This is a genomic window from Kitasatospora sp. NPDC056273 (genome assembly GCF_042268845.1).
Classification (GTDB): domain Bacteria; phylum Actinomycetota; class Actinomycetes; order Streptomycetales; family Streptomycetaceae; genus Kitasatospora.
Genome location: NZ_JBHJSJ010000046.1, coordinates 13,869 through 39,447 on the forward strand (window position 1 = coordinate 13,869; position 25,579 = coordinate 39,447).

Sequence of the window (25,579 nt, forward strand, 5' to 3'; positions counted from 1 at the left end):
GTGGGGGCATGAACAGCACAGGTGTACCGCAGTTCGCGTTCGTCGGGCTGGCCGTTGCGGATGTGGCCGCCTCGGTCGGCTTCTACCGGCGGCTGGGGGTGGGGTTTCCCGAGGGGGCGGAGGGGGAGCCGCACGTCGAGGGCGAGGTGCCGGGCGGGCCGCTTCTGGTGCTCGATTCCGAGGCCACCATCCGGTCGTTCCATCCCGCCTGGCGGCCGCCGAGCGGCGGTGGCCGGTCCGCACTGGCGTTCCGCTGCGCGAGTCCCGCGCAGGTGGACGCGGTGTACGGGGAGTTGACCGGCGCCGGGTACCACGGGGAGTTGGAGCCGTGGGACGCCTTCTGGGGGCAGCGGTACGCCGTGGTGCACGATCCGGACGGCAACGGGGTGGACCTGCTCGCGCCGCTCGAGGACAGGCCCTAGGAGGAGAGCAGCGCGGTCAGCGGCAGGCCCGCCAACTCCCGTACGTCGCGGGCCAGGTGGGCCTGGTCCGCGTAGCCGGTCCGGGCCGCCGTCTCGGCCTGCGGGACGCCGGAGCGGGCGAGGGCCAGGGCGCGCTGGAGGCGCAGGATCCGGGCGAGGGTCTTGGGCCCGTAGCCGAAGGCGGCCAGGGAGCGGCGGTGCAGTTGGCGGGCGCCGAGGCCGACCGTTTCGGCCGTCGCGGCGACGGAGCGGCCGGCGGCGAGCGAGGCGGCCACGGCGCGGATCAGGCGGTCCTCGGGCTGGGCGTCGGCGGCCAGTTGCAGGGCCAGGGCCTCCAGGGCGGCGGCCGGGTCGGGGGCCGCGTCGATGCCTTCGGTCAGCCGCCGGACCTCGGCGGCGGGCCGCAGGTCGGCCAACTCGACGCGGCGGTCCCGTAGTTCGTGTGCGGGGACGCCGAGCAGGGCGGGAGCGGCGCCGGGCCGGAAGCGTACGCCCGCCCAGGGGCCGCGCAGTCCGGGGCCGGGGTGGAAGGCACGGGTGTCCGGTCCGGCGACCAGCAGCCGGCCCTCCGTCCACAGCAGGTCCATGCAGCCGTCGGGCAGGACGAGCCCGGCACTCGCATGCCCGCCCGTACGCCCGAGGGCCGGCTTCGTCCACAGGACCGCGCCGGGCAGCCGGCACGCGCGTTCCTGGTACGAGGCGGACGGTTCCATGATCCGAGGCTACGCGCCCCGTAGGGACCCGGCGGGCGGACGGCAGCAGGACAGCGACAGGAGGGCGGCAGGACGGCGGGCGGACGCCGACGGCCCCGGCCGCACGAGGCGGCCGGGGCGATCTGCCCGGGGAGAAGGGCCGGTCAGGCGACCGGCTCGGCCTCCGGCACCGCCGGGGGCTCGGCCCCCGTACCGGCGGTCTTCCGGCCGTCGCGCATCAGCACCAGGGTGAGCGCCGCCGCCGCGACGACCGCGATGCCGCCCGCCGTGAAGGTGGTGGAGGTGGCGGTGTTGAACGCCTCCCGGGCGGCCGCGACCAGGCCGCCGTCCCCGGTGGAGCCGGCCACCGCGAGCGCGCCGGTGATGTCGTGGCGGGCGGCGGCGGGGGCGGCCGCGGGCATCGCGCCGGTGTAGGTGCTGGAGAGCACGGTGCCGAGGATGGCCACGCCGAGCGCCGCACCGGACTGCTGGATGGTGTCGTTGAGCGCGGAGCCGACGCCGGCGTGCTCACTGGGGATGGCGCTCATCAGCGCGTTGGAGGCGGCCGGCATGGCGAGGCCGGAGCCGATGCCGAGCACCAGCATGGCCAGGGAGACCTTGGTGAAGCCGTCGCCGACCGAGAGGGTGGCGAGCAGTCCGAAGCCGCCCGCGATGATCAGCATGCCGATCGAGGTGAACACCCGCGCCGGGACCTTCTTGCCGAGCACCGCGCCCAGCGCGTTGAACACCAGCGAGGCGATGGCCAGCGGGATGAAGGCGAGGCCGGTGTCGGTGGGCGAGAACTCCAGCACGAACTGGAGGTACTGGGTGAGGACCAGCATCAGCCCGCCGGTCGCGAAGGTCAGCAGGATGAGCGAGAAGCTGGCGCCGGTGAAGACCCGGTTGCGGAACAGCTTGATCGGGACCATCGGCGAGTCGGTGCGGACCTGCCGGACGGCGAAGCCGACCAGCGAGGCCACCGCGAGGGCGAGTGCGCCGAGGGTGCTCGCGCTGGTGAAGCCGTCCTGGGGCAGCACGATGATCGACCACACCAACGCCGTCATGCCGACCATCGACAGCACCATGCCGAGCAGGTCGGGGCGGCGCCACGGTCCCTTGGACTCCGGCATCAGCAGCACCGCGGCGACGATGGCGACGGCCGCGATCGGCACGTTGAGCAGGAAGACCGCGCCCCACCAGAAGTGCGCGATCAGCGCGCCGCCCAGCACCGGACCGCCGACCAGGCCGACCATGGCCACCGCGGTCCACGCGGCGATCGCCTTCGGGCGCTCCTCGTCGTCGAAGACGGTGATCAGGATGGAGAGCGTGCTCGGCATGACCAGCGCGCCGCCGACGCCCATCAGGACGCGCCCGGCTATCAGCTCACCGGGGCTGCCGGCGTACGCCGCGACCAGTGAGGCGGCGCCGAACAGCGCCAGCCCGACGATCATCACCTTCCGCCGTCCGAAGCGGTCGGAGAGGCTGCCGGAGGTGAGCAGCAGGCCGGCGAAGACCAGGATGTACGAGTCGATGATCCACTGGATGTCCTGCGCCCCGGCCTTGAGGTCCTCCGCGATCGGCGGGATGGACACCGTGAGCACCATGTTGTCGATCACCAGCACCAGGCTGCTGAGACAGAGCACGACCAGGATGAGCCAGCGCTGCGGATGACGTTCCACGGCGTTTCCCCCTTCGAACTTCGGGCTTCGAGCGTCGGGTTCCGAGCTCGGGCGTCGAGCGTCGGAACGGGCGCGCGGGCCGGGCTGTGACGCCGGAGCCGCGCGGAAGTCGTCGCGGGCACACCGTCCTCCGTCCCCAGGGGAACGGTGTGCGCCGCTCCGAACACTGTACGGACACCGCACACTGTTCGCAACGTCGCACACCGTTCGATCTCCGCACGCTGTTCGTCTCCCCGTACACTGTTCGCATCAACCCGTGGCGAGCGGCGCCGAACCGGACCGGATCCGGACGATTGGTGAGGAGGGCCCGATGGCGGCCAGGACAGAGGACGGCGCGACCCCGGGCATCCCCATGCCGTGGAACCGCCCCGAGCGACGGCGGGAACAGCCCGCCCTCAGCCGCGAACAGATCGTCGCCGAGGCCTTCGCGCTGCTGGACTCCGGCGGCATCGAGGCGCTGAGCATGCGCAAGCTCGCCGCCCGGCTGAACGCCGGCGCCACCTCGCTCTACACCCACGTCGCCAACAAGGACGAGCTGCTCGCCCTGGTCGTCGACCAGGTCTTCGGCACCCTCCCGCACCCCTCGGCCGAGGGGTCCGAGGAGCCGAAGGTCTGGCGCGCGAAGATCGCGGAGTGCGCCGAGAGCATGCGCACGGCCATCATCCGCCACCCGTGGATGGTCGGGGTGATCGGAGACGTCGGGATGATCTACCTCGGCCCCAACTGGATGCGGCTCTCCGAAGCCCTGCTGGACGTCCTGGAGGCGGCCGGCTTCGAGATCGTCGAGGCGAACGACGCGATGAACGCGGTCATGGGCTACACCATCGGGACCGCCTGCGTGGAGGCCGCCTGGCTGGCCGCGCTGGCCCGCAGCGGCCAGGACGAGCAGGAGTGGATGAACCGGCTGCTGCCCGTCGTCACGGAGGCCACCAAGGACTTCCCGCGGCTGCACCGGCTGTACACCACCTCGGTTCCGGACGAGGTCGCCGGAGGCCGGGACAGCACCTTCGCCCGGGGCGTCAACGTCATCCTGGACGGGATCGAAGCGGCCAGGACGGCCCGCGGACAGCACTGAGCCCTCCGGGGGCCGCCCCCGCCCGACGTGCCGCCTCCCGCCCGGCCGCACGGTACAGCGCCGTCCCGGCCGCCCGGCCCAGCGCCGCCCCGACCGCGCGGCTCAGCTCCCGCTGAGCGCCTGCACCTCCGCGTACCCCGGCACCGGACCGACCGGCTCCCCCGCCGCGACGGCCGCAGCCGTGGCCACCGCCGCCGCCAGTGCCGCGCGGTACAGCAGCGACCCGAGGCTGACCCGGGCCACCCCGAGCGCGGCCAGCTCGGCGAGGCCCGGGCCGGTCGGCGTCCAGAGGATGTTGAGCGGGACGGCGAGCGCGCCGACCAGCCGGCCGATGGCCGCCGGACCGGTCAGCCCGGGGACGAACACGCCGTCCGCGCCCGCCTGTTGGTAGGCGTCCAGGCGGCGGAGCGTCTCCGCCTCGGGGGCGTCATGCCCGCACCAGTAGGTGTCGGTACGGGCGTTGACGAACAGCTCCGGGGCGGCCGCCTTCACCGCGGCGATCTTCGCGGCGTGGCGGGCGGACGGGGCCAGCGTGCCGTCCGCCCGGCCGTCCTCCAGGTTGATGCCGACCGCGCCGGCCTCGGCCAACTCCACGGCCAGCTCGGCGACTTCGTCCGGGTCGTCGCTGAACCCGGACTCCGCGTCGACGCTGAGCAGGAAGCCGCCGCGCCCGAGCCGACGCGCCAGCCGTACGGTCTCCGCGCGGGTGGCGGCGGCGCCGTCGGGGAGGCCGGCGACGGCCGCCACACCCAGGCTGGTGGTGCCGATCGCGGGGTGGCCCTGGGCGGCGAGGGCGACGGCCGAGGCGTGGTCCCAGGCGTTGGGGAGCAGCAGCGGGCGCCCGGGGCGGTGGTGCAGGGCGGCGAAGGGGGTCATCGGGTCGTCTCCATCGGCTCGTTCGCACGGTGTCCGGTCGGGTCCGCCGGACTGTCGGTCACCCACATCGGGCCGTCGGTCACCCACGCCGGATCCGCGGCACCGCCCCTCGCACCCGCCAGGCTCCCGACCGAGTCCGCGTAGTAGTACCCGGCCTCGGAGACGTGGCAGACGATCTGCCGGAAGCTCCAGCCCGTCCCCGGGGAGTCGTCCAGCCGTTCGTCCGGCAGCGCCGCGACCCGCCGGGACCAGATCCCGGCCAGCCGGGTCAGCCGACTGCGGGCCTCGTCCAGGTCGGCGGTGGTGAACGGGGCCAGGTCGGCCGGGGTGGTGGCGTTGGAGGCGTGCCAGCGGTCGGGCTCGGTCGGTTCGCCGACCAGCCGGGCCTCCACCTCGGCGAGGTGGTCGACGAGATGGTCGGTGATGCGGCGAACGGCCTTGTGCGGCGCGTAGGTTCGGCCGTCGGTGTTGACGATCGGACGGCCGTCCCAGGCCGTCCAGCCGACCGCCAGGGCGAGCACGTACGTGACCATCTCCGGCACCAGGGCGGCCAGTTCGGCCTTGTCGAGGTCCGGGGTAGGCGGCGGCGTCCCGGTGTCCGCCGGGTCGGAGGCGCCGTACAGGATGCCCTCGGCGATCACCAGGGCCTGCGAGCGGCCCGGGCAACTCCGGGGCGGGGCACCGAAGGTGAGCGCGACCCCGGCCGGCGCCCCGGCCTGGGCGGCGGCAATGTCGAGCAGGACCCGCGTGCCGGCCGGCACCGCGACCCCGCCGACCTCGGTCGCCCGGACGGCGATCCGCCGCATCGTCCGGACCGGCGGGTCCGTGCGCAGCACGCCGGCCAACCCGTCCTCGTGCCGGCGGGCGCCCTCGACCAGCGCGGCGGTGGCGTCGCAGGCCTGGACGAGCAGGCCGATCCGGTTCGCGGCGGTCTCCTCGTCCCGGTCCCCCATCGCGGGCAGCAGCCGGGCCACCGCCGCATCGGCCGCCGGGTCGGCCGACGCGCCGTCCACCACCGGGTCCACGGCCGGGCCCGCCACCGGGCCGTCCGCCACCGGGCCGTCCGCCGCCGAACAGGCCGGCGCGTCGGTGAAGTACGCCCGGGACACCGTCGCGACGTCCCGCGCCACGGCCTCCGGGTCGGCCAGGCCGAGCTCCGCCGCGAGCACCCGGACGACCCGCAGCCGGACGTCGGACTCGAAACCGCCGGCCGCGGCCACCCGCAGCCGGTCCGGGTCCAGCCGCTCCAGGTCGGCCAGCACCAGCGCCCGGCGCCGGGCGTGCGGTTCCCCGGAGCTGAACCGGGCGACGGCGGACCGCAGCCAGGCCACCGTGCCGGGGGCACCGCCCGGCACACCAGGCGCGGGGGCCGCCGCGGGCAGCGGCACCAGCGCGGGATCGGCCAGGGCCGCCGTCACATCGTCGTAGCGGGAGAAGGTCGTGGTCGCCGTCCCGGGGACCACCGTGGTTTCGCTCATGCCGTCATCGTGGCCCCGGGTCGTTTCGGCCCCGGCCGAACCGTGCCGGGGCGACCCTGGAGGCATGTCCCCGGCTCCGCTCCCCCACGCGGCCCCGCCGCCGCGACCGACCCGTCCCCCGCACCAGGGCATCCACGCACCGCCGTGCCCCGACCATGGAGGCATGACGCTCGCCGCCCTCGCCGCCCTGCTCGCCGACCCCACCCGGGCCGCCATCTGCTCCGCCCTGCTCGACGGCCGTGCCTGGACGGCCGGTGAGCTGGCCCGGCACGCGCGCGTCGCGCCGTCCACGGCCAGCGAGCACCTGTCCCGGCTGATCGCGGGCGGGCTGCTGGCCGAGGAGCGGCAGGGCCGGCACCGGTACGTCCGGCTGGCCTCGCCCGCGGTGGCCACGCTGATCGAGGACCTCACCGTCTTCGCGGAGTCCGGTCCCGGCCCCGCGAGCGCGCCCCGCAACCTGACCGAGGCCACCCGGCTGAGCGCCGAGGCCCGCGCCCGCACCTGCTACGACCACCTGGCCGGACGCCTCGGCGTGGCCGTGTCGGACGCGCTGTTCGCACGCGGCCTGGTCACCGAGGAGGACGGGCTGGCCCTCACCGGACGGGGCCGGGACTGGCTGGCCGCGCAGGCGATCGAGCTGCCGCCGGGCGCGGGCCGCCGCGGCGGACGCCCGGTGGTGCGCAGCTGCCTGGACTGGACGGAGCGCCGCGGCCACCTGGGCGGGGCGCTGGGCGCGGCCCTCTGCCGGGCCGCCCTGGACCGCGCCTGGGTGGAGCGGATCGGCTCCGGCCGGGCCCTCCGGGTCACCCCGGACGGCGGCCGGGCGCTGCGCGAACTCCTCGGCGTGGAGCTGCCCTGACGGCCGCCCCGGCGCCGCTCCCGCTCAACGGCGCCGCTCCGGCTCAGCCCATCGACTTCGCCCCGTCCAGCGCCTCCCGGATGATGTCCGCGTGCCCGGCGTGCTGCGCGGTCTCGGCGATCAGGTGCAGCAGCACCCGCCGGGCCGACCAGGCCGTGCCCGGCGGGAACCAGGGCGCGGGCGGCAGGTCGTGGGCGGCGTCGAGGTCGGGCAGGCTCCGGACCAGCTCGTCCGTCCCGCGCGCCGTCCGCTCGTACTCGGCGAGCAGCCCGGCCAGGGTGTCGCCCTCCGCCATCCGGAACTGGGCCGCCCAGGCGTCCGGGTCGGCGGCGCCCGCGTCCCCGCTCCGCATCGCCTCCGCACCGCCGGTGATGAACCGCGCCCAGCGCGCCTCGACCCCCGCCACGTGCTTGATCAGGCCGCCGAGGCTCAGCTCGCTGACGGTGGTGCGCTCGGCCGCCTGCGCGTCGGTGAGGTCCCGTACGGTGTGCCGCAGCAGCCCGCGGTGCTTGTCCAGCGTCTCGACGAGTTCCTCGCGCTCACCCATCGGCCACCCCTGTCGCTCGTCGTCCCGTCGGACGCATCAGACGTCCTCCGTCTCCGGCTGCTCCCCTACCCGCCGGTCGAGGTCGATCAACCCGAAGGCCGCGCCCTGCGGGTCGCCGACCGCCGCGAACCGGCCGAACGGGCTGTCCATCGGCCCGAAGTACACCGTGCCGCCGCGCGCCGTCAGCCGCCCGATCGCGGCGTCGGTGTCGTCCACCGCGAAGTAGACGCTGATGTACGAGGGGGCCTCGGGCGGCAGGAAGTCGCCCTCCGCTCCCATCCGGCCCAGCACCGGCCGGCCGCCGACCTGGAACATCCGGTAGTCGAAGTCCCCGCCCGCCATCTTCTGCACGCCGTACGGGAAGACCGCCGGGAAGAAGGCGTCCGCCTTCGCGGGCTCGCGGGTCACCACCTCGGCCCAGCTGTACGCGCCGGGCTCGCCCTGCTTCTCGAAGCCCTCGTGCCGCCCGGCCTGCCAGACGCCGAACACCACGCCGCCCGGGTCCCTGGCGATCACCAGCGTGCCGAAGTCGCCGACCTGCATCGGCCCCATGACCACCTCACCGCCGTTGGCGCGGATCCGCGCCGCGGTGGCGCCGGCGTCCGGTGAGGCCAGGTACAGGCACCAGGCGGACTGGGCCTCCGCGCCGGGCATCGGCGGCACGACCGCGGCGACCGCCTTGCCGTCCGAGTACGCCTGGGTGTAGTTGCCGAACTCCGACGAGCTCTCGCCGAAGGTCCAGCCCAGCACGTCGCCGTAGAAGGCCTTGGCGCCCTCCAGGTCGGTGAACATCGCGTCGGCCCAACAGGGTGTGCCCTCAGGTAGCGCAGCCATCTCTCTGCCCTCGTGTGTGGCGAAGCGCGCGCGCCGGGAGGGCGCACGCCGGCCCCCGGTTCGTCAGCCTAGCCACGACGCGCCGCACCCGCGCGGGCGGGAACCCGCGCGGGTGCGGACCTCCGAGGTCAGCCGCCCGCCGACAGGCGCAGCGAGGCCGTGCCCAGGCCGGTCGGGCCGAGCGGCACCGGGGGCGCCGAGGGCACCGGCACGCTCGGGACCACCGGGGCGGTGCCCGCCGCCGGAGCCTCGGCGGCCGCCGCCGTGGCCGCCCGACGGGCCTGCGAGGCCTCCACCAGGTCCCGTTCGGCGCCGAAGTGCCGCTCCAGGTCGGCCGTGCCGTACCGGAGGCAGCCCCCGTGCCAGTTGAGGATGCCCGCGAGCCAGTTCTCCAGCTCCCCCACGTACCCGTCGAGCAGTTCCCTGGCCGCCTGCTCCAGCCCGAAGTCCTCGTACATGACCGGGAGTTCCTTCTGCGCGACGTGCTGGAACTGGCCCAGCCGCGAGTGCATCAGGTCGTCGACGATCCGGACCCCGGACGGGTAGTCGCAGCCGAAGAAGTTCTGCACCACCAGGACGGCGTTGTGCAGCTCGCCCTCGTACTCGACCTCCTTCTGGTACGAGAAGAGGTCGTTCATCATGCACGCGTAGTCCATCGCGGAGTTCTCCAGCGCGCGCATCGAGCCGTGGTCGTACACCTCCTGCGGCACGGTCTGCCCGTGGCCGAGGCGGGAGAGGCTCGTGGTGAGCTCGGAGCCGAAGGTGGAGCGGCGCATCTCCAGGTAGTCCACCGGGTCCGGGATCCGGTTCTGGATCTGGTTGGCCAGCTCCCAGATCCAGCTGTCCAGCATCACCTCGACGGCCACCCGGAACCGGCCCCTGGCCTCGACGGCCATCGGGCCGGCGGTGCGCTCCCAGATGTCGGCGAGGCCGCGCTCCAGCGCGTTGACGGGCTCCGGCGCCGGGGTGCCGTCCACCGGCATGAACAGGGACAGCCGCGCGTTGGCGGCCTTGGCGCCGCCCAGGTCGCGGGTGCGTCCGAAGGCCCGGGGGTAGTAGTCGTCGGCCCAGGTGCCCCAGGCCAACCAGGCGGAGGCGATGTCGAGTTGGTCGGCGGTGGCGTCCGGGTGGAGGCCGGCCGCGCAGAGCGGGAGGTCGTAGTCGCGCATCGACTCGGCGTCCCAGATGCCGGACGCGGGGACGCCCGGCTCCGCCGCCAGCAGCCCCATCCGCCCGGCCCACTCGATCACGCGCTCCCGGGCGCCGTCCAGGTGCGGGCTCAGCCGGAGCTCGTACGGCAGCTCGAACTCGGGCAGCAGGGACGGCCCGACGGCCTGGTGCGGCACGTGGCCGTGCGACCGCGCCCGCCGCACGGCCGGGCCCGCCGCACCCTCGGCCGCACCCGTCGGGCTCGCCTCCGCCGCTGCCGCCTCCGCCGCGGCCGTCGAGGCCCCGGCGGCCGTGCTGCGCAGGATGTCCAGCGCCGAGGTCCCGATGCCGCCGATCGCGTACTGGTCCCACCAGTTGCCGCCCCCGGGCCCACCCGGCAGCCCCGGCAGCCCACCGCCCGAGCCGGGCGCCACCTCGCCGCCCGAGGCCGCCGAACCGGACGAACTCGCCGCCGCCCCACCGCCGTTCATGTACCGGCTGGAGCGCAGGTGCCACTCGTGCCCGCCGGACTGCCAGTCCTGGAGGCCCTTGACGTACGCCATCACCCGGGCACGGCCCGCCGGGTCCAGCCCGGTCTCCGCGAACAGCACCGGCAGTTCGGTGAACACGGTGTTCTCGAACTGCTGCAGCCGCGAGGTGAGCAGGTCGTTGACCGCCTCGGCGGCCTCCTGGGTGGAGCACTCCAGGAACCGCTCCAGCACCAGGATGCCGTTGCTCAGCTCACCCTCGTCCTCCACCTCCCGCTGGTACGAGAAGATGTCGTTGCGTAGGTGCACCCCGTCGGAGAAGGCGTCCATCAGCACCCGCAGCGCCCGCGAACCCGACACCTCCTTCGGCACCTCGGCGCCGGCCGCGTACTCCACCAGCTGCGCGGACCAGGGCGCGCCGCCGACCTTGCGGCGCATCTCGATGTACTCGACCGGGTTGGCCACCCGGCCCTCGTTGATGTTGGCGAGCTCCCACAGCGACTCGTTGAGCAGGTTCCGGGTGCTCGCGGCGAACCGGAGCCGCCAGTCCTCACCCATCACCGGCACGGTGCGCCGCCACAGGTCGGCCAGTCCCGCCTCGACCGGGTTCTCCGGTTCCGGCAGCTCGGCGGCCGGGTCGGCCGGCATGAACAGCGGCAGCCGGTCGAGGTGGGCCTTGCCCGCCCCGCGGTCGTTGGTGCGCTTGTACATGTCGAGGAAGTGGTCGTCGAAGAAGAAGACCCACACGTACCAGTCGGTGACCAGGGACAGCGCCTCGGCGGAGGCGTCGGGGTGGGTGTACGCGCAGAGCAGTCCGTAGTCGTGGGCCTCCAGGTCGGCCTGATCCCAGATCCCCGACCCCTCCAGCATCCCCATCTCCCGGGCCCAGCCGGTGGAGTGGGCCCGTGCCTCGTCCAGATGCGGGTTGAGGCGTGCCGGGTGCGGCACGTAGAAGGACGGCAGTTCGAACGGCTGGGTCACGGCGGGCGGGCCTTTCTGGACGTGTCGAATTGGACCAAGAATGACCCGCCGTCAGCTCGCCGCACCGTCACAACAGAAACAGTCATATGAAATGACTCGTTCCCCCCGTCCAGAACCACCCACCCGGCCGAGCGCCCTCCCCAACCCCCCACGCCCCGGCATCCGATACTACGTTCGAGCTTTCAGTCGTCACTCGTCCGTCGGTCCCGGCTGACCGGGCACGACGTCGTCCTCCCCCAACAGCTTCGCCCGGATCAGCCGTGCGAACTCCGGTCGGCCGGCCGCAGCGGTGAAGTCCGCCACACGGTGCGTGTAGACCTTCCGTTCGGCGGAGTCCTCGTCCAGCTCGACGTCGTCCAGCAACTGCCTCAACGGCCCGATCACGGAGGGCCCCCCGGCCGGACCGTACGGCCCGGCCGGTCCCGCGGGCCCCTCCTCGTCATCGTCCCCTGAGTCGTCCGGAGAAAGCCCGGCTCCCGGCACCAGGTGCGTGTACAGCTCGCTCACGGCCTGGTCGTTGGCAGCAGCCGAGAGTTGTGCGAGCGGGCCGATCAGGTCGACCGCCTCCCTGATCTGCTCGTCGTGGCGGGCCAGCCACCACACCATCGCACTTCCCGGCGACTTCAGGACGTCGTCGCCGAGATAGGCCCGCTTGCTCTGCTCGTGGCGGCGTTCGTGCTCCCAGACCTCCTCGGTCTTCCGCACCTCCGACAGCTTCCCGAGCCGGTGCCGGTCGTCCTCGGACAGCCGGAGCTCGACCCGCCCGCCCATGGCTTCCACCAGGCCCGACCGGTCCTGGCTCTGCGTTCCGAGAACACCGTTCAACCGGTGCTGCACCAGGTCCAGCCGCCCCGGGATCTCGCACGCCGTCACCTCACGGGCCCGCTCCAGCACCGTTTCGACCGCCAGGCCCGCCGGGTCCGCGTGCACCAGCCCGGTGAGGTTCGGGATCGGACGCCACCACACCGTGGCCGAGAAGTGGAAGTCGTAGTCCGGCACCAGGCTCGGCAGTGCCACTCCGGCCACCCTGGTCTTCTCCCACGGCGGCTCCGCCGGCTTCGGAGCCCTGGCCGATGCCTGCAGGACCGCCAACAGGAGGGCCATCGTGGCCGGCACCGCCCACAGCCAGACCGGCCACCTGGCCAACAACCCGAGTACCACGGTCACCGAGCCCGCCGCCAGCGCCAGCCCGACCAGCGGCGCCTTCCCCGTACCCTTCACAGCCCTCTCCCCCCGGTCGCCCCGACAAGTGGTTCGATCCCCTGGACGTGGTCGATCTTTCGGCAGAAGCGCGTCGCGACTTCCGCCCGGCTCACCGGCCCCGGGTGATCTTCGGGTCCGGCCGCCCACTCATGGGCCAGCAGGTAGTAGCGGCTGAGTACCTCGCCCCGGCCGTCCGCGGCCTGGACGAGGATCCTCATCAGCCGCTCGCCCCTGTCCTGCGCCTGTCGCGCGGCCGACAACCAGCTCCTGACTCCGGGCTCCCACGCCTTCGGAGACAGAGCCACGGCCAGTACCCACTGCCAGGCCCGAACCACCTCCTTGTCGGGCACCCAAGACGGCAGCGGGTCCACCAGCTCCAGGAAGATGTCGATGTCCGATCGCACCGGCTCGCTCTTCTCCAGCCCGTCCCGGACTCGGGAGAGCAGCCCGAGGTACAGGCGCTTGTCCTTGCCGGCCAGTTCCCGCAGGGCCTCCCGGGCATGCCGTGGGCCATCGACGGCCTCTCTCCGCGCGAGATGGTGCAGGCGGACAAGGGCCTGGTCCGGATGGTACGCAGCCATCACGTCGACGCAGATCCGGGCGAGGACCTGCACCAGGTTGGCGTGCAGAGGCGGGCCCACCGCCCAGTCGTAGATCTTCGCCCGGAAGGCCGAGCCACAGGTCTCGCTCGTGATCCCCTCCTCCAGCACCAGCATCGCCTCCGGCAACAACCTGGCCTCTTTCGCCCATGCCGCCACCAGGCCGGTCAGCAGGCCCACGTCTCGGGCCCGCAATGCCTGTTCGGTGAGTCGAACGACCACCTGCTGACGATCAGGCGTGTCCAGCCACGTCGTCGCCCTGATCGTGTCTCCGAGCCACGCCCCGAACGTGTCCCGCAGATCCGGGTAGTAGAGCCAGACGTGGGCCCGGACCGCTTCCGCGTACGCCAGCGCCTTGAATCCGATCCGGCCTTCCTTCACCGCCATCCCGAGCTCCCGCACCCGTTGTCCGAGGTCGGCCCGGTCAAGGCGGGGCCGCTCGTCCTCCGGGTGGCCGACCCTCGTCAGCAACTGATCGGAAAGGCGGAACGCCGCGGCTGCGGGTGCCCCATCCAGCATGGCCGCCGTGAACAGCAGCGCCCGTTGGCGACCGTCCGCGAGTTCGGCGATCTGCCTGGCCACCTCTCCGGCACGCTCGCTGAGAGCCGTACTGGCCTTCTCCGCCCACTCCGCAAAGTCACCTCCCGCCGAACGTGCTTCGACCACAAGCTCGTGCAGCCGTTGCAACTCCCGCATGGGAGAGCTGTCCAGAAGCTCGCCGAGGGTCGACCGGCGCAGTTCCGCGAGGGTCACCGTGACACCGGCCCGCCCCAGGTGCTTGGCCAGCACCTGGTCACCCGCAGGTCGGCCGATCCGCATCAGCAGTTGCCGTACATCCGATTGCAGGAGCTGCTCGTGATCCCGCGACAGAACCACCGCCAGTCGGCCGCCGTTGTGTTCCGCCTTGGCCCAGTACGACCTCACCAGACCCTGTGCGTCGGCGACCTGCTGGTCGGACATATCCGACAGGTCGATCAGGACGAGCTCACCTCGGGCGAGGTCCTCCGGTTCCTCCTGCCCGTCCTCCAACGCGATCTCGCGGAACGGAGCACCCGGCTCGCCCGCGCGGTGCAGAAGCACCACGGCAGCCGTGCGGCGTCCACTGCCCTCGGCTCCTGAGATCAGAACGGCCGTACCGGGGCCCTCCAGCTTCCTGAACGCCTCCGCGTATCCGTCCGGTGGAACGAAGCGCTGACTCAACCAAAGCCGTCGCTCAGCCGCCATCCGCAGCGGATCTCCTCCACTACGGATCAGCCTGTCCGAGGCAGAGACGATGTAGTTGTACTGGTTACCACTGCCCGTATGCGTCTGCCCCTGGGCGTTGCCGATCCACGTCGCGTCCCCGTGGTCACTCACCGCCGCCGGCCCTCGCGGTCACGACGGTCGCCGAAGGTGTTGTTGACGGTGCCGCGTTCGACGTAGTTGCTGCCGTCGCCGTGGAACTCGACGCCGCCGTTCCGGATCGTGTTGTTCTGCGTGCCGTTGCCGGTGTGGACCGGGCCGCTCGCGTTGTTGATGAACGTCCCCACGTCGCGGCCCACGTTGCCGATCCCTCCGCTCTGGTCGTGCCGGTAGTCCCCGGCCTGCACCACGCTGCCGTTCACCCGGCCGACCTCGTTGCGGGTCTCCGTCGCCCCCTTTGACTTGGCGATCTGCCGCTCCGCCTCCGCGAGCCGGGGGACCGCTTCGGCAAGGTCGTCACCGAGGCGCAGGAGGCAGTGCTCGGCGTCGCGATCGTCGTACCGGCGGTACTGGCAGTCGGCCAGCTCGGCGATCTCGGGCGGGAGGGTCCGTCGGTCGAGCCGTGTCAGGCGGCCGACGAGGACCGGAACGACCAGGGCTTCGTTCTCGAAGGCCTCGACGATCTCCCGCCGGGTCCAGTCCTCCGGGTCGTCCAGCGCGCGTCGACCGTCCGCCGTACGGGCATCGGTCCAGCGCGGACCGATGACCGCGATGAGCACGCTGCTACGGCGGACGGCGGTCAGCAGTTCCTGGGGGAAGGGTCGGCCGATCTTGATGGACTTGCTGGCGCGGAACACCCGATCGGTTCCGAACCGCTGGGAGAGCTCGCGCTCGATGACCGTGGCGGCCGTGCCCTCGTCGCTGGTGCGGTAGTTGACGAAGATCTCGGGCATGACGAAATCACCTCTCCAGGTGAGTGAGGGATGAGGAACGGTGTGGCGGCCGGGGACGGGCCGGGAGTTCAGGCGGTCTACGGGTGCAGCGCCTGCGCGAGCAGGGGCTGGAGGGCCTGCACGGGTCGGCCGGCCCGGAACCGGTGCAGCTCGTGGGCGAGCCTGCGGACGTCGGACCGGATGGTGGCCGACCGCAAGGCCGGGATCAAGGGCAGGAGCTCCGCGGCGAGTTCGCAGGCGCGTTGCGGTTCCCCCGTGGCCGCGTGGGCGAGGGCGCGCCGGATGCCGTACCGGGCGCGGCTGCGGACGGCGTGCGCCGGGATCCTCGGGTACTCGTGGTCCAACACTTCGGCGGCCTGGCGCGGGCGGCCGAGGTCGTACAGGCACCAGCCGGTGACCACGGCCGCCGGGTCGGCCAGGTGGGTGGTGCCGAGCAGGGGTGTACCGCCGTTCTCGGTGTCGGCCCTGGCCAGCAGTTCTCGGGCCCGGTCGAGGCTGCGCAGACAAGCGGTGTGGTCGCCGGCGAGAGCGTGCCCCTGAGCCTCCCGCTGTGCTGCGAGGCCCCGGATCCGTGGTGGCAGGGCATCGTCCTGCGCCGGTTCGACCAGTTGTACGGTCTGGGTCGCGTCACCTGCGTAAAAGGTGATCAGGGCGCGTCGGACCAGCGCGTACGACGCCAGGTCGCGGTCTCCGCCTGCCTGTGCGAGTTCGACCGCCCGGGCGGTCCACCACAGTGCCGAGGTGTTGTCGTCCGCCTCCTGCGCCATCCAGCCTGTGTACTCCGCGTACCGCGCGGCCAGCACGAGCAGTCGGCCCCGGTTCACCGGGTCGGCCCGGGCGGCGAGCTCGCGCAAGGTGTGGGTCTGGACCGTGAGCAGCGGGATCAGCGTGCCCGGGTCACCGGACTGGCCGAGTTGTCGCATCTGGTCGAACTGGGCCCGGAAGATCTCGACCGGGCCGGATTCCGCGACGGCGGTCGCCGAGGCCTCCGTCGGCAGGGTCGCGGTCAGCCCGCCACCGATCAGTGAAGTGGCCCCGACGGCAAGCAGCTGCCGCCGTCCAAAGGCCCCGGGCCAACGGACCCCTTCCTGGTCGGCCCCGATCACTGCTTCCGCTTCACCGACGACGCCGCTCTGCACCGGTCCGCCGGACGGCGCCGACTCGGCCCCACCACGTCCCGCCAGCAGCCGCTCCAGCTCGCCGCCCGCGTCGAGCTGAACGTCACAGCGACGCGCCAACTGAGGCGGGGGTGGCTTGTGCCCACGTTCGATCTTGCTCAGGTGTCCCTTGCTGTAGCTGAGCAGTTCGGCCAACCGGGTGAGGGTCAGCCCGGCGGCGATCCGACGTCTGCGCAGTTCCGGACCGAACTCTCCGGACGACAATCTGGACACGCTCATGCCAACCCCCGTCTGGATCCGACCGCCCTGGCATCTGCTGCATCACGGGCCGGAAGCGGTCACCCCTCGCTTCCGCCTGGAATCTTGGCATGCGATCAAGCCGGTCAAACGGCGATCGACGGGGTTTCCCGTTTCCTCTTTCCCCCTCGAATGACCATGCGAACAAAACGAGTTGGCGACATGTCCACGCACCAGAGCAACACATATGAACGCGCTCCCGCCCGGGCGGGCCGGTCGTGGCCTGCCCGGGCGGGAGCAGCGGTTCCGGCTCAGGCCGCGAGGCCGAGGGCGAGGGCGGGGGAAGGTGGGCGCCAGACAGAGAAGAGGGAAGGGAGCGTGGGCGCGGACGCCGAGCGGTGACGACGGTGTGGGCGGCGGGCTTTGGAGTGCCCTCCATTCGACGGCTGTTCGGTTCGACGCGCCCCCACTCCGGGACCCCCGGCGGATGCGACAGGCGCGGGCAAAAAATATCCCTCGCGCCCCCGCTGGCACCCCCGGCAACCGCTCCGCCAACGAACAATGCAGCTCTGGCAAGGCCTTGAACAGACAAGACTTCCCCGGCTACGGGCGTGTTGACCGCGTACGCCAACGCCGCTTCCACCAGACTGGGCGCCGACCCGACGTCAACTCCGAGGAGGGCAAGCCCATGAACGTCACCGTCCGGCTCGCACAGCAGCCCGAGGCCGACGAACTGCTCGGACGCAGCGCGCTCGCCGCACTCGTCGGCATGCTGCTGGACCAGCAGGTCCCGATGGAGTGGGCGTTCACCGGCCCGCTGACCATCGCCCAGCGCCTCGGCCACGACGACCTGGACGCCCACGAGATCGCCACCTACAACCCGGAGGAGTTCGTCGCGCTCCTCTCCGCCAAACCGGCGGTCCACCGCTACCCGGCCGCGATGGCCAAACGGGTGCAGCAGCTCTGCCAGTTCCTCGTCGCGCAGTACGACGGCGACGCGGCCGCGCTGTGGAAGAACGTCCGCACCGGCAAGGAGCTGCTCAGCCGGCTCAACGCCCTGCCCGGCTTCGGCAAGCAGAAGTCGCAGATCTTCCTGGCCCTGCTCGGCAAGCAGTACGGGGTACGGCCGGAGGGCTGGCGCGAGGCGGCCGGGGTGTACGGCGAGGAGGGCGCGCACCGCTCGGTGGCCGACATCACCGGCCCCGAATCGCTCACCCTGGTGCGGGAGTTCAAGCAGGAGGTGAAGCGCGCCGCGAAGGAGGCCAAGGCCGCCGCCAAACCGCGCACCACCACCCGCGCGTCCGCCGCCCCCACCCCGACGGGGGTGCGCTGAGCACCGGCTGACCCACCCGGCCGGCCGTACCGGGGCCGGCCCCGCCCAGAGCGCGACGCGGGCCCCGGCCGCGCCGCGCGACCGGGGCCCGTGAACGGGAGCGCTCCGTCAGGCCACGACGGGCGCCTGCTGCTCCGCGGTGGAACCGTCCGCGGAGCCACCCGCGCCCCCGGAGCCGGCCACCGCCCCGAGCGCCTTGCGCCGCCGCGGCAGCGCGAACATCAGCAGGAAGACCGCGAGCAGCACCCCGGCGACCCACCACATCGCGTGCACGAAGGCCCCGCCGAACGCCGTCCCGACCGCCTCCGGCGCGACCACGTCGTCCATCGCCCCGAAGAAGGCCACCGACACCAGGCCGAGCCCGAGCGCGTTGCCCACCTGCTGCACGGTGTTGATCAGCCCGGACGCCGAACCGGCGTGCTCACGCGGCACCTCGGCCAGCACCGCGTCGGTGATCGGCGCGACGATCAGCCCCATCCCGAGGCCCATCACCACCAGCGGCAGCGCCATCTGCCAGGCGGTGATCGTCGTCCCGTACCGGTCCGCCTCCCAGATGTAGACGAGCACGCCCGCCGCCATCACCAGCGCGCCGGTCTGCAGCACCTTCCGCCCGAACCGCGGCACCAGCTTCTGCACCGACAGTCCGGCCGCCGTGGAGACCGCGATCGAGAACGGGATGCCGGTCGCGCCGGCCTTGAGCGGGCTCCAGCCCAGCCCGATCTGCATGTAGAGGGTCCAGACCAGGAAGTAGATGCCGAGTGCCACGCCGAAGGCCAGCTGCACGCAGATCCCGGCCGCGAAGGACTTCACCCGGAACAGCGCCAGCTCCACCAGGGGAGAGCCGTCCCGCCGCGTCTTGACCTTCTCGTACGCCACGAACAGCGCGAACACCGGCAGGCTCCCGGCCATCGACAGGTAGCCCCACAGCGGCCAGCCGGCCTCCCGGCCGTGCGTCAGCGGGTAGATCAGCATCAGCAGGCCGAGGCTGGCCAGCGCCACGCCCACCAGGTCCAGCTTCAGCGCCTGGTCGGCCTTGGACTCGTCGATGAAGCGGCGGCCCAGCAGCAGTCCGGCGATGCCGACCGGCAGGTTGATCAGGAAGATCGGCCGCCAGGCCAGGCCGAACAGGTCCCACTCGGTGAGCAGCGCACCGATCATCGGACCGGAGACCGCGCCCAGCCCGACCACCGCGCCGAACAGGCCGAACACCTTGCCGCGCTCCTCCGCCGGGAAGGTCGCGTGGATGATCGACAGCACCTGCGGCACCATCAGCGCGGCCGTGCCGCCCTGGAGCACCCGGGTCGCGATCAGCATCTCCGGGCTGGAGGCCAGCCCGCACAGCGCCGAGGCCAGCGTGAAGCCGCCGATCCCGATCAGGAACACCCGCTTGCGGCCGTGGATGTCACCCAGCCGGCCGCCGGTGATCAGCCCGATCGCGAAGGCCAGCGCGTAGCCCCCGGTGACCCACTGGACGGCGCTGAACGAGGCGCCGGTGTCCTGCTGGATGCTCGGGATGGCGATGTTGACGATGGTCACGTCCACCAGGTCCATGAAGGAGGCGACCATCACGATCGTCAGCGCGATCCACCTCCGGCGCTCCGCTGCCGCGGTGCCCATTCCGTACTCCTCTACCTTTTCCACGTCCACGACAGTAGCGGGCATCTAGGTCAGAATCTGTCCCAGTTGGTCCGGCATTCTGGACGGCACGAGCGACGGCACGAGCGAGCGAAGCATCGAGAGGCGCACATGAGCGACACCCCGGCACGGCTGTTGAACCTCCTCTCGCTGCTCCAGACCCCGCGCGAGTGGCCCGGCAGCGAGCTCGCCGAACGGCTCGGCGTCAGCCCCCGCACCATCCGGCGCGACATCGACCGGCTGCGCGAGCTCGGCTACCCGGTGCGGGCCAGCATGGGCGCGGAGGGCGGCTACCGGCTGGTCGCGGGCACCGCGATGCCCCCGCTGCTGCTGGACGACGAGGAGGCGGTGGCCATCGCGGTCGGGCTCCGCGCGGCGGCCGGGCACGCCGTGGTCGGCATCGAGGAGGCCTCGGTACGGGCGCTCGGCAAGCTGCTCCAGGTGCTGCCGGGCCGGCTGCGGCACCAGGTCGGGACGCTCAACTCCGCGACCGTGCCGCTGCTCGCCGGGGACGGCCCGACCGTCGACCCGGAGGACCTCACCGTGCTCGCCCGCGCCGTCACCGCCCGGGAGCGGCTGCGCTTCGGCTACCGGGCGTACGACGGCGCCGAGACCAGTCGGCAGGTCGAGCCCGAGCGGCTGGTCTCGGTCGGCCGCCGCTGGTACCTGGTCGGCTACGACCTGGACCGCGCGGACTGGCGGCTGTTCCGGGTCGACCGGCTGAGCGGCCCGGCCGCCACCGGCGTCCGCTTCACCCCGCGCCCGCTCCCCGCCGAGGACGCCGCCGCGTACGTGGCGGGCAAGCTGCGCCGCCCGTCACCGAGCGGCACCGTGGTCGCCACCGTGCACGCCCCGGCCGAGCGGGTCCGCGACAGCCTCCGGCCGGGCGACTCCGAGGTCGAGCCGATCGACGGGCACAGCTGCCGGCTCCGCTCCCGTTCCGACTCGCTGGAGTGGACGGCGATGCGGCTGCTGTCGCTGGACTGCCCCTTCGAGGTGCACGAGCCGCCGGCGCTGCGCGAGCACCTGCGCCGGCTCGCCGACCGCGCCCACCACGCGGCCGGCCCGGAGGCTCGGACCCCGGGCCCCGCCCTGGGGGCCGGCACCTGAGGCCGCGACCCGAGGGCCGGAACCTAGGCCTCGACCCGGAACCAGCCGTTGCCGGAGCGGAACCAGAGCACCCCGTCCCGGCCGTGCGCGCGCCCCCGGTCGAGGCCGCCGGGGACGCCGACCCGCTCGCGGCGCACCTCCCGCCAGCCCTTCCGGCTCTCCCGTTCGCACCGGATCAGCTCGCCGCCGGGCTGGAGGAAAACGGCCCGGTCCCCGGCGATCGCGAAGCCCACCGGCTGGCGGGCCGGCAGCCGCATGACGACGGGCTCGCCCCCGTCCGGGTCGATCCCGGTGAGGTGGCTCCTGTCCCCGTACCAGGCCAGCCAGGCCCGCCGTCCCTCGGTGGCGGCGGCGAGGCCCTCCAGCGGCTGGTCGCCCAGCTGCCCGAAGTCCGGCTGCCAGACGATCCGTCCGGCGGTGTCCAGCCCGAGCAGGCCGTACTGGCCGAGCGGGTTGTCCCCGTAGTTGCCCTCGTCCCCGAAGGCGAGCCAGATCCGGCCGTCCCGGTCGGTGGTCAACGCCTGGACGTCGTCGCCGAGTTGCAGCTCCCGTGTCAGCCGGCCGTCCGGCCCGAAGACCTGGCCGTTGCACTCCCAGCCGTCCGCCGACTCCTCGGCCCTGCCTCCGACCAGCAGCACCCGGCCGCCCGGCAGCAGCGCCAGGAAGTCCGGCGGGACCCCGACCCCGGTGAGCGGCACCCGCCACTCGCCCCGCGGGCCGCGCACCACCACCTCGCCGTCGAACGGCAGCCGGGCGCACGGCCACGAACCGGCCGGTGCCGCGTACCGCTCCGGCACCACCAGGACGGCCAGCTCCCCCTGCGGGCCGACCGTCCAGGTCAGGGCCCGGTGGCCGGCCCGGACGTCCTCCGCGGGCAGCCGCCAGACCTCGACCGGACGGTCGGACACCGGTATCGACATCGATCGGGCCCCGCTCAGACCCCGTACTCGGCGGTCAGCAGTGCCCGGCCCAGGGTGTGGAAGGTGAGGTTGAAGCCCACCTGGGCCGGCGGGGTGTCGGCGGCGACGTCCAGCTTCTCCACGTCCAGCGCGTGCACCGCGAAGACGTAGCGGTGCGGGGCGCCGGGCGGCGGGGCGGCGCCGTCGTACCGGTTGCCCGGGAAGTCGTTGCGGCCGTGGAAGGAGGCCTCGCCGGGCAGGCCGGCGTCCGAGGAGCCGGCGCCGCGCGGCAGGCCGGCGGTGTCGGCGGGCAGGTTCAGGGCGAGCCAGTGCCACCAGCCGGAGCCGGTCGGCGCGTCCGGGTCGTAGCAGGTGACCGCGATGCTCCGGGTGCCCTCCGGCAGGCCCGACCAGGCCAGCTGCGGCGAGAGGTTGCCGTCGGCGTGGACGAACTCCGGGCCCAGCGTGCCGCCTTCGGTGATGTCCTCGCTGCTCAGCGGGAAGGACGGCACCTGCGGAAGGAACTCGTACGGCAGCGGCGCGCGCTTGCTCATGGGCTGGTCACCTCTCACGGTCGGAATGACACAGGTCACTCTAAACGGCTCGCCGTAATCGGGTGCGTGTGCGATCCCGCCGCCCCTAGAGTCGACGGCATGGCCTCCAGAATGACCCGTCTGCTCTCCGACTCGCGCGACGCACTGTTCACCATGCTCGGCCTCCAGGCCGTCATCTGGTCCGTCCAGGTGGTCAACTGGCTGGACGACTACGGGCTGTCGCAGGAGTTCGGCCTGCGCTCGGAGCGGATCGGCGACCTGCCGGAGATCTTCACCTCGCCGTTCCTGCACTTCAGTTGGGACCACATCGCGGCCAATGCCTGGCCGCTGTTCCTGCTCGGCTTCCTGTCCGCCTACCGGGGCATGAAGAAGTTCCTGCTGGCCAGCCTGGTGATCACGATGTCCGACGGGCTGCTGGTCTGGCTGCTGGAGAGCCCGAACACCGTGACGGCCGGGGCGAGCGGCCTGGTCTACGGCTACCTCGGCTACGTGGTGCTGCGCGGCGTCCTGGATCGCAACGTGCTGGACGCGGCGGTCGGCATCGTCATCGCGGCGGTCTACTCGACCATCCTGATCGGCGTGCTGCCGGTCACCCCGGGCGTCAGCTGGCTGGGCCACCTGGGCGGACTGATCGGCGGGCTGGCCGCCGCCTTCCTGCTCCGCAGCCGGCCGGCCGAGCAGCGGGCCCCGAAGCCCGCCGCCGCCCCGGACAGCCCCGGATCCGCCCTGCTCAAGCAGCTGGACGACCTGGGCCTGTAGCCCCCGGCCCGGCGGCTGTCGGCCCGGTAGCCCACCCGGGCCATCAGGTATAGACCAATCCCACCCCTGCGGCTAGCGTGGACGGCTCACCCTCCCCCAGCTCCGGAGCCGCACCGTGGAGTCGTCCGTCCTCGCCTTCGCCACCGACCTGCTCGACGAGGGCGCCGACACCTTCTTCGGCAACCTCACCGACCGCGCCGGGGTCGGCGGCGTCACCCTCGCCTCCGTCTACCACGAGGCCCGCGACGTCTTCCCGCACAACCCCCGCCGGGTGGTCCGCTACCTGGAGCCGGGCGCGGCGTACTTCCGCCCCGACCCGGCAGCCTGGCGGGGCCGCCGGCTGGCCCCGGCGCCGTCCACCGCGATCGGCGACCGCGACCCCTTCGCCGAGGCCGGCGAGGAGGCCCGCCGCCGCGGCCTGAAGCTGCACGCCTGGACGGTCTTCTGCCACAACGACCGGCTCGGCTTCGCCCACCCCGGCTGCGCCCCCGCCAACGCCTTCGGCGACCGCCACCTCACCGAGCTCTGCCCGGCGAACCCGGAGGTCCGGGAGTACGCGCTGACCCTGGTGGCCGAACTGGCCCGGTACGGCGTGGACGCGGTCCGCGCCGAGTCCCTGCACTTCCACGGGCTGCGCCACGGCTACCACCACGAGCGCTACTTCGAGGAGCTGGGCCCGACCGCCGAGGCCCTGCTCGGGGTCTGCTTCTGCCCGCACTGCCGCGCCGCCGCCACCGCCGCCGGGGTCCCGGCCGAGGAGGTGGCCGAGGCGGTCCGCGCCGAGCTGCGCCACCGGCTGGCCGACGAGTCCGCCGCCGCCCGGCCCGCCGACCTCAGCGCCCTCGCCGACGGCGCCTTCGCCGCCTACGTGGACGCCTCCGCCGCCACCGTCACCGCGCTGGCCGCCGACCTCTCCGAGCAGGCCCGCCGGCACGGCATGCGGCTGAGCTTCATGGACGGCGGCGGCCCGGGCACCGGCTGGCTGGCAGGCATCGACCTGCCCGCCCTCGCCGGGGCCGCCGACCAGATCGAGACCCTCGGCTACGCGAGGACCCCGGAGGCCGTCCGGGAGAAGCTCGCCGCCTTCGCCCTGCACGGCGTCCACCCGAAGTCCATGGCGGTGATCCTGCGCCCGATGTCCTCCGACTGCGACGGCCCGGAGAACCTCGCCGCCAAGATCGCCACCCTGCGCGAACTCGGCGTCCCCGAGGTCGAGTTCTACCACTACGGCCTGATGCGGCTGTCCTCCCTGGACCGGATCGGCGCCGCGCTCTCCGCCTGAGGCCGGCCGCCGCCCGCCCCGGAACCGGTCACCGCCGCCGCTTGGACGTCCCGAACAGGCTGCGCGAGATCTCCTGCCCGAGCTGCTTCCCGGCCGAGCGCGCGAAGGACTTGACGCTCGGGTTGTTCAGCAGCGACCCGAGCAGCCCGCCCACGCCCGCCTGCTCCCGCGCCTTCCCCTCCCGCTCCTCCCGCCGCGCCGCCGGCTCGGGAGGAGCCGAGGCGGGAGGCCCGGCCGGCGCCGCCTCCGGCCGGGGGGCGCGCGCCGCCAGCTTCTCGTACGCCGACTCCCGGTCGATCGCGTCCCGGTAGCGCGCCGTCAGCGGCGAGGCGTCCACCACCGCCCGCAGGTCCGCCGCCTCGATCGGACCCATCAGCGACTGCGGCGCCCGCAGCCTGGTCGCCGCGACCGGGGTCGGCGCGCCCTTCTCGGAGAGGACGGTGACCACGGCCTCGCCGGTGCCCAGCGAGGTCAGCACCGCGCCGAGGTCGTACGAGGAGCGCGGGAAGGTCGAGACGGTGGCCTTCAGCGCCTTGGCGTCGTCGGGGGTGAAGGCGCGCAGCGCGTGCTGCACCCGGTTGCCCAACTGCGCCAGCACGTCGGACGGGACGTCCCGCGGCGTCTGGGTCACGAAGAAGATGCCGACGCCCTTGGAGCGGATCAGCCGCACGGTCTGGGTGATCGCCTCCAGGAAGGCCTTGGAGGCGCCCTTGAACAGCAGGTGCGCCTCGTCGAAGAAGAACACCAGCTTGGGCTTGTCCGGGTCGCCCACCTCGGGCAGCTCCTGGTAGAGGTCGGCGAGCAGCCACATCAGGAAGGTGGAGAACAGCCGCGGCCGGTCCTGTACGGCGGGCAGTTCCAGCACCGAGACCACGCCCCGGCCGTCCGGAGCGGTCCGCAGCAGTTCGGCGGTGTCGAACTCGGGCTCGCCGAAGAACGCCCCGGCGCCCTCGTTCTCCAGCACGGTGAGCGCCCGCAGGATCACCCCGGCGGTGGCCGCCGAGAGCCCGCCGATGGTCCGCAGCTCCTCCTTGCCCTCGGGCGAGGCGAGGAAGGCGATCACCGCAGTGAGGTCCTTGAGGTCGTAGAGCTCCAGGCCCTTGGCGTCGGCGTAGTGGAACACCAGGGTGAGCGAGGACTCCTGAGTCTCGTTCAGGTCGAGCACCTTGGCCAGCAGCAGCGGCCCGAAGCTGGTGACGGTGGCCCGGATCGGGATGCCCGCGCCCTGCCCGCCGAGCGCGTAGAACTCGGCGGGGCAGCCGCGCGGCTCCCACTGCTGCCCGACCTCGGCGGCCCGGGCACCGGTCCGCTCGCTCGGCGTCCCGGGCGCGGCGACACCGGAGACGTCCCCCTTGATGTCGGCCAGGAACACCGGCACGCCCTGCGCGGAGAGCTGTTCGGCGATCAGCTGGAGGGTCTTGGTCTTGCCGGTGCCGGTGGCCCCGGCGACCAGCCCGTGCCGGTTGAGCACGCCCAGCGGGATGCGCACCTGGGCGTCCGGGTACGCGGTGCCGTCCAGCAGCACCGCGCCGAGGTCGAGGGCAGGGCCGGTGAAGGCGTACCCGGCGGCGATCTCCCGGACGGCCTGCGGGGTGAGGTCGGAGTCCATCGGTGAACACTCCTGAGCGGATCGGA

The 25,579-nt window shown here is 73.3% G+C and carries 22 protein-coding genes; 7 read left to right on the plus strand and 15 right to left on the minus strand.

Features of this window, described 5'->3' with window-relative positions:
- Positions 1–8: 8 nt before the first annotated feature.
- Entirely contained in the window at positions 9–422 is a 414-nt protein-coding gene (locus tag ACFCY1_RS30945) for a VOC family protein (protein ID WP_375876723.1), read from the plus strand.
- Here ACFCY1_RS30945 and ACFCY1_RS30950 read toward each other — a convergent pair.
- Complete coding sequence (locus tag ACFCY1_RS30950; protein ID WP_375876724.1) at positions 419–1,135, minus strand: helix-turn-helix domain-containing protein; 717 nt, start codon at positions 1,133–1,135, stop codon at positions 419–421. The genes ACFCY1_RS30945 and ACFCY1_RS30950 overlap by 4 nt on opposite strands.
- A gap of 143 nt (positions 1,136–1,278) precedes the next feature.
- Positions 1,279–2,793, minus strand: a complete 1,515-nt coding sequence (locus ACFCY1_RS30955; protein WP_117488578.1) for an MFS transporter — start codon at positions 2,791–2,793, stop codon at positions 1,279–1,281.
- 310 nt (positions 2,794–3,103) lie between these two features.
- Here ACFCY1_RS30955 and ACFCY1_RS30960 point away from each other — a divergent pair, with 310 nt between their 5' ends.
- Positions 3,104–3,868: a TetR/AcrR family transcriptional regulator C-terminal domain-containing protein gene (locus ACFCY1_RS30960; RefSeq protein ID WP_117488580.1), complete on the plus strand. Its 765-nt coding sequence runs from the start codon at positions 3,104–3,106 to the stop codon at positions 3,866–3,868.
- Between the two features lie 102 nt (positions 3,869–3,970).
- Here ACFCY1_RS30960 and ACFCY1_RS30965 read toward each other — a convergent pair whose 3' ends face one another.
- Together ACFCY1_RS30965 and ACFCY1_RS30970 are read right to left on the minus strand one after the other, a co-directional pair.
- A complete protein-coding gene (locus ACFCY1_RS30965) occupies positions 3,971–4,744 on the minus strand; it encodes an isocitrate lyase/phosphoenolpyruvate mutase family protein (RefSeq protein ID WP_375876725.1) in 774 nt (257 codons plus the stop codon).
- A complete protein-coding gene (locus ACFCY1_RS30970) occupies positions 4,741–6,222 on the minus strand; it encodes a hypothetical protein (protein WP_375876726.1) in 1,482 nt (493 codons plus the stop codon). The genes ACFCY1_RS30965 and ACFCY1_RS30970 overlap by 4 nt, the downstream gene beginning before the upstream one ends.
- A gap of 163 nt (positions 6,223–6,385) precedes the next feature.
- Here ACFCY1_RS30970 and ACFCY1_RS30975 point away from each other — a divergent pair, with 163 nt between their 5' ends.
- Positions 6,386–7,081 carry an ArsR/SmtB family transcription factor gene (locus ACFCY1_RS30975; RefSeq protein WP_375876727.1) on the plus strand — a complete coding sequence of 232 codons (696 nt, stop codon included), beginning with the start codon at positions 6,386–6,388 and terminating at the stop codon, positions 7,079–7,081.
- 43 nt (positions 7,082–7,124) lie between these two features.
- On the opposite strand, the gene ACFCY1_RS30980 is transcribed toward ACFCY1_RS30975, so the two are convergent.
- From ACFCY1_RS30980 to ACFCY1_RS31010, 7 genes are all read right to left on the minus strand, one after another.
- Positions 7,125–7,628 carry a DinB family protein gene (locus ACFCY1_RS30980; protein WP_049660190.1) on the minus strand — a complete coding sequence of 168 codons (504 nt, stop codon included), beginning with the start codon at positions 7,626–7,628 and terminating at the stop codon, positions 7,125–7,127.
- 36 nt (positions 7,629–7,664) lie between these two features.
- A complete protein-coding gene (locus ACFCY1_RS30985; RefSeq protein ID WP_117488588.1) occupies positions 7,665–8,462 on the minus strand; it encodes a VOC family protein in 798 nt (265 codons plus the stop codon).
- A gap of 128 nt (positions 8,463–8,590) precedes the next feature.
- Positions 8,591–11,080: a germacradienol/geosmin synthase gene (locus ACFCY1_RS30990; protein ID WP_375876728.1), complete on the minus strand. Its 2,490-nt coding sequence runs from the start codon at positions 11,078–11,080 to the stop codon at positions 8,591–8,593.
- Positions 11,081–11,269: 189 nt separating this feature from the next.
- Positions 11,270–12,301 (minus strand): hypothetical protein, encoded by a 1,032-nt coding sequence (locus tag ACFCY1_RS30995; RefSeq protein WP_375876729.1) that lies wholly within the window; start codon positions 12,299–12,301, stop codon positions 11,270–11,272.
- The gene (locus ACFCY1_RS31000; protein WP_375876730.1) at positions 12,298–14,238 is read right to left on the minus strand and encodes a hypothetical protein; all 1,941 of its coding nucleotides are present in this window, start codon (positions 14,236–14,238) and stop codon (positions 12,298–12,300) included. Before ACFCY1_RS31000 ends, ACFCY1_RS30995 begins: the two co-directional genes overlap by 4 nt.
- Positions 14,235–15,017, minus strand: a complete 783-nt coding sequence (locus tag ACFCY1_RS31005) for a toll/interleukin-1 receptor domain-containing protein (protein WP_375876731.1) — start codon at positions 15,015–15,017, stop codon at positions 14,235–14,237. Before ACFCY1_RS31005 ends, ACFCY1_RS31000 begins: the two co-directional genes overlap by 4 nt.
- A 77-nt stretch (positions 15,018–15,094) precedes the next feature.
- A complete protein-coding gene (locus ACFCY1_RS31010) occupies positions 15,095–16,414 on the minus strand; it encodes a helix-turn-helix domain-containing protein (RefSeq protein ID WP_375876732.1) in 1,320 nt (439 codons plus the stop codon).
- Between the two features lie 646 nt (positions 16,415–17,060).
- On the opposite strand from ACFCY1_RS31010, the gene ACFCY1_RS31015 reads away from it, so the two are divergent.
- Entirely contained in the window at positions 17,061–17,705 is a 645-nt protein-coding gene (locus ACFCY1_RS31015) for an HhH-GPD-type base excision DNA repair protein (protein WP_049660490.1), read from the plus strand.
- A 108-nt stretch (positions 17,706–17,813) separates the two neighbouring features.
- Here ACFCY1_RS31015 and ACFCY1_RS31020 read toward each other — a convergent pair whose 3' ends face one another.
- Positions 17,814–19,322 carry an MFS transporter gene (locus ACFCY1_RS31020; protein ID WP_375876733.1) on the minus strand — a complete coding sequence of 503 codons (1,509 nt, stop codon included), beginning with the start codon at positions 19,320–19,322 and terminating at the stop codon, positions 17,814–17,816.
- 129 nt (positions 19,323–19,451) lie between these two features.
- On the opposite strand from ACFCY1_RS31020, the gene ACFCY1_RS31025 reads away from it, so the two are divergent.
- On the plus strand, positions 19,452–20,450 hold the full coding sequence (locus tag ACFCY1_RS31025) for a YafY family protein (RefSeq protein ID WP_117488592.1): 999 nt from the start codon (positions 19,452–19,454) through the stop codon (positions 20,448–20,450).
- Between the two features lie 23 nt (positions 20,451–20,473).
- Here ACFCY1_RS31025 and ACFCY1_RS31030 read toward each other — a convergent pair whose 3' ends face one another.
- Both ACFCY1_RS31030 and ACFCY1_RS31035 read right to left on the minus strand, forming a co-directional pair.
- Complete coding sequence (locus tag ACFCY1_RS31030; RefSeq protein ID WP_375876734.1) at positions 20,474–21,370, minus strand: hypothetical protein; 897 nt, start codon at positions 21,368–21,370, stop codon at positions 20,474–20,476.
- A gap of 14 nt (positions 21,371–21,384) precedes the next feature.
- Positions 21,385–21,903, minus strand: coding sequence for a YbhB/YbcL family Raf kinase inhibitor-like protein (locus tag ACFCY1_RS31035; protein ID WP_049650163.1), 519 nt, complete (start codon positions 21,901–21,903; stop codon positions 21,385–21,387).
- A gap of 99 nt (positions 21,904–22,002) precedes the next feature.
- Between ACFCY1_RS31035 and ACFCY1_RS31040 the strand changes: the two genes are divergently transcribed.
- Both ACFCY1_RS31040 and ACFCY1_RS31045 read left to right on the plus strand, forming a co-directional pair.
- Complete coding sequence (locus ACFCY1_RS31040) at positions 22,003–22,662, plus strand: rhomboid family intramembrane serine protease (RefSeq protein ID WP_375876735.1); 660 nt, start codon at positions 22,003–22,005, stop codon at positions 22,660–22,662.
- Positions 22,663–22,777: 115 nt separating this feature from the next.
- Complete coding sequence (locus ACFCY1_RS31045; protein WP_375876736.1) at positions 22,778–23,944, plus strand: hypothetical protein; 1,167 nt, start codon at positions 22,778–22,780, stop codon at positions 23,942–23,944.
- Positions 23,945–23,972: 28 nt separating this feature from the next.
- Here ACFCY1_RS31045 and ACFCY1_RS31050 read toward each other — a convergent pair whose 3' ends face one another.
- A complete protein-coding gene (locus tag ACFCY1_RS31050; protein ID WP_074001822.1) occupies positions 23,973–25,553 on the minus strand; it encodes a helicase HerA-like domain-containing protein in 1,581 nt (526 codons plus the stop codon).
- Positions 25,554–25,579: the final 26 nt, after the last annotated feature.

Excerpts from the sequence above, each read along its gene's own strand:
- ACFCY1_RS30945 (WP_375876723.1), top strand. The coding sequence starts at position 9 with ATGAACAGCACAGGTGTACCGCAGTTCGCGTTCGTCGGGCTGGCCGTT.
- ACFCY1_RS30950 (WP_375876724.1), bottom strand. The coding sequence starts at position 1,135 with ATGGAACCGTCCGCCTCGTACCAGGAACGCGCGTGCCGGCTGCCCGGC.
- ACFCY1_RS30960 (WP_117488580.1), top strand. The coding sequence starts at position 3,104 with ATGGCGGCCAGGACAGAGGACGGCGCGACCCCGGGCATCCCCATGCCG.
- ACFCY1_RS30965 (WP_375876725.1), bottom strand. The coding sequence starts at position 4,744 with ATGACCCCCTTCGCCGCCCTGCACCACCGCCCCGGGCGCCCGCTGCTG.
- ACFCY1_RS30970 (WP_375876726.1), bottom strand. The coding sequence starts at position 6,222 with ATGAGCGAAACCACGGTGGTCCCCGGGACGGCGACCACGACCTTCTCC.
- ACFCY1_RS30975 (WP_375876727.1), top strand. The coding sequence starts at position 6,386 with ATGACGCTCGCCGCCCTCGCCGCCCTGCTCGCCGACCCCACCCGGGCC.
- ACFCY1_RS30980 (WP_049660190.1), bottom strand. The coding sequence starts at position 7,628 with ATGGGTGAGCGCGAGGAACTCGTCGAGACGCTGGACAAGCACCGCGGG.
- ACFCY1_RS30985 (WP_117488588.1), bottom strand. The coding sequence starts at position 8,462 with ATGGCTGCGCTACCTGAGGGCACACCCTGTTGGGCCGACGCGATGTTC.
- ACFCY1_RS31005 (WP_375876731.1), bottom strand. The coding sequence starts at position 15,017 with ATGCCCGAGATCTTCGTCAACTACCGCACCAGCGACGAGGGCACGGCC.
- ACFCY1_RS31010 (WP_375876732.1), bottom strand. The coding sequence starts at position 16,414 with ATGAGCGTGTCCAGATTGTCGTCCGGAGAGTTCGGTCCGGAACTGCGC.
- ACFCY1_RS31015 (WP_049660490.1), top strand. The coding sequence starts at position 17,061 with ATGAACGTCACCGTCCGGCTCGCACAGCAGCCCGAGGCCGACGAACTG.
- ACFCY1_RS31020 (WP_375876733.1), bottom strand. The coding sequence starts at position 19,322 with ATGGGCACCGCGGCAGCGGAGCGCCGGAGGTGGATCGCGCTGACGATC.
- ACFCY1_RS31025 (WP_117488592.1), top strand. The coding sequence starts at position 19,452 with ATGAGCGACACCCCGGCACGGCTGTTGAACCTCCTCTCGCTGCTCCAG.
- ACFCY1_RS31030 (WP_375876734.1), bottom strand. The coding sequence starts at position 21,370 with ATGTCGATACCGGTGTCCGACCGTCCGGTCGAGGTCTGGCGGCTGCCC.
- ACFCY1_RS31035 (WP_049650163.1), bottom strand. The coding sequence starts at position 21,903 with ATGAGCAAGCGCGCGCCGCTGCCGTACGAGTTCCTTCCGCAGGTGCCG.
- ACFCY1_RS31040 (WP_375876735.1), top strand. The coding sequence starts at position 22,003 with ATGGCCTCCAGAATGACCCGTCTGCTCTCCGACTCGCGCGACGCACTG.
- ACFCY1_RS31050 (WP_074001822.1), bottom strand. The coding sequence starts at position 25,553 with ATGGACTCCGACCTCACCCCGCAGGCCGTCCGGGAGATCGCCGCCGGG.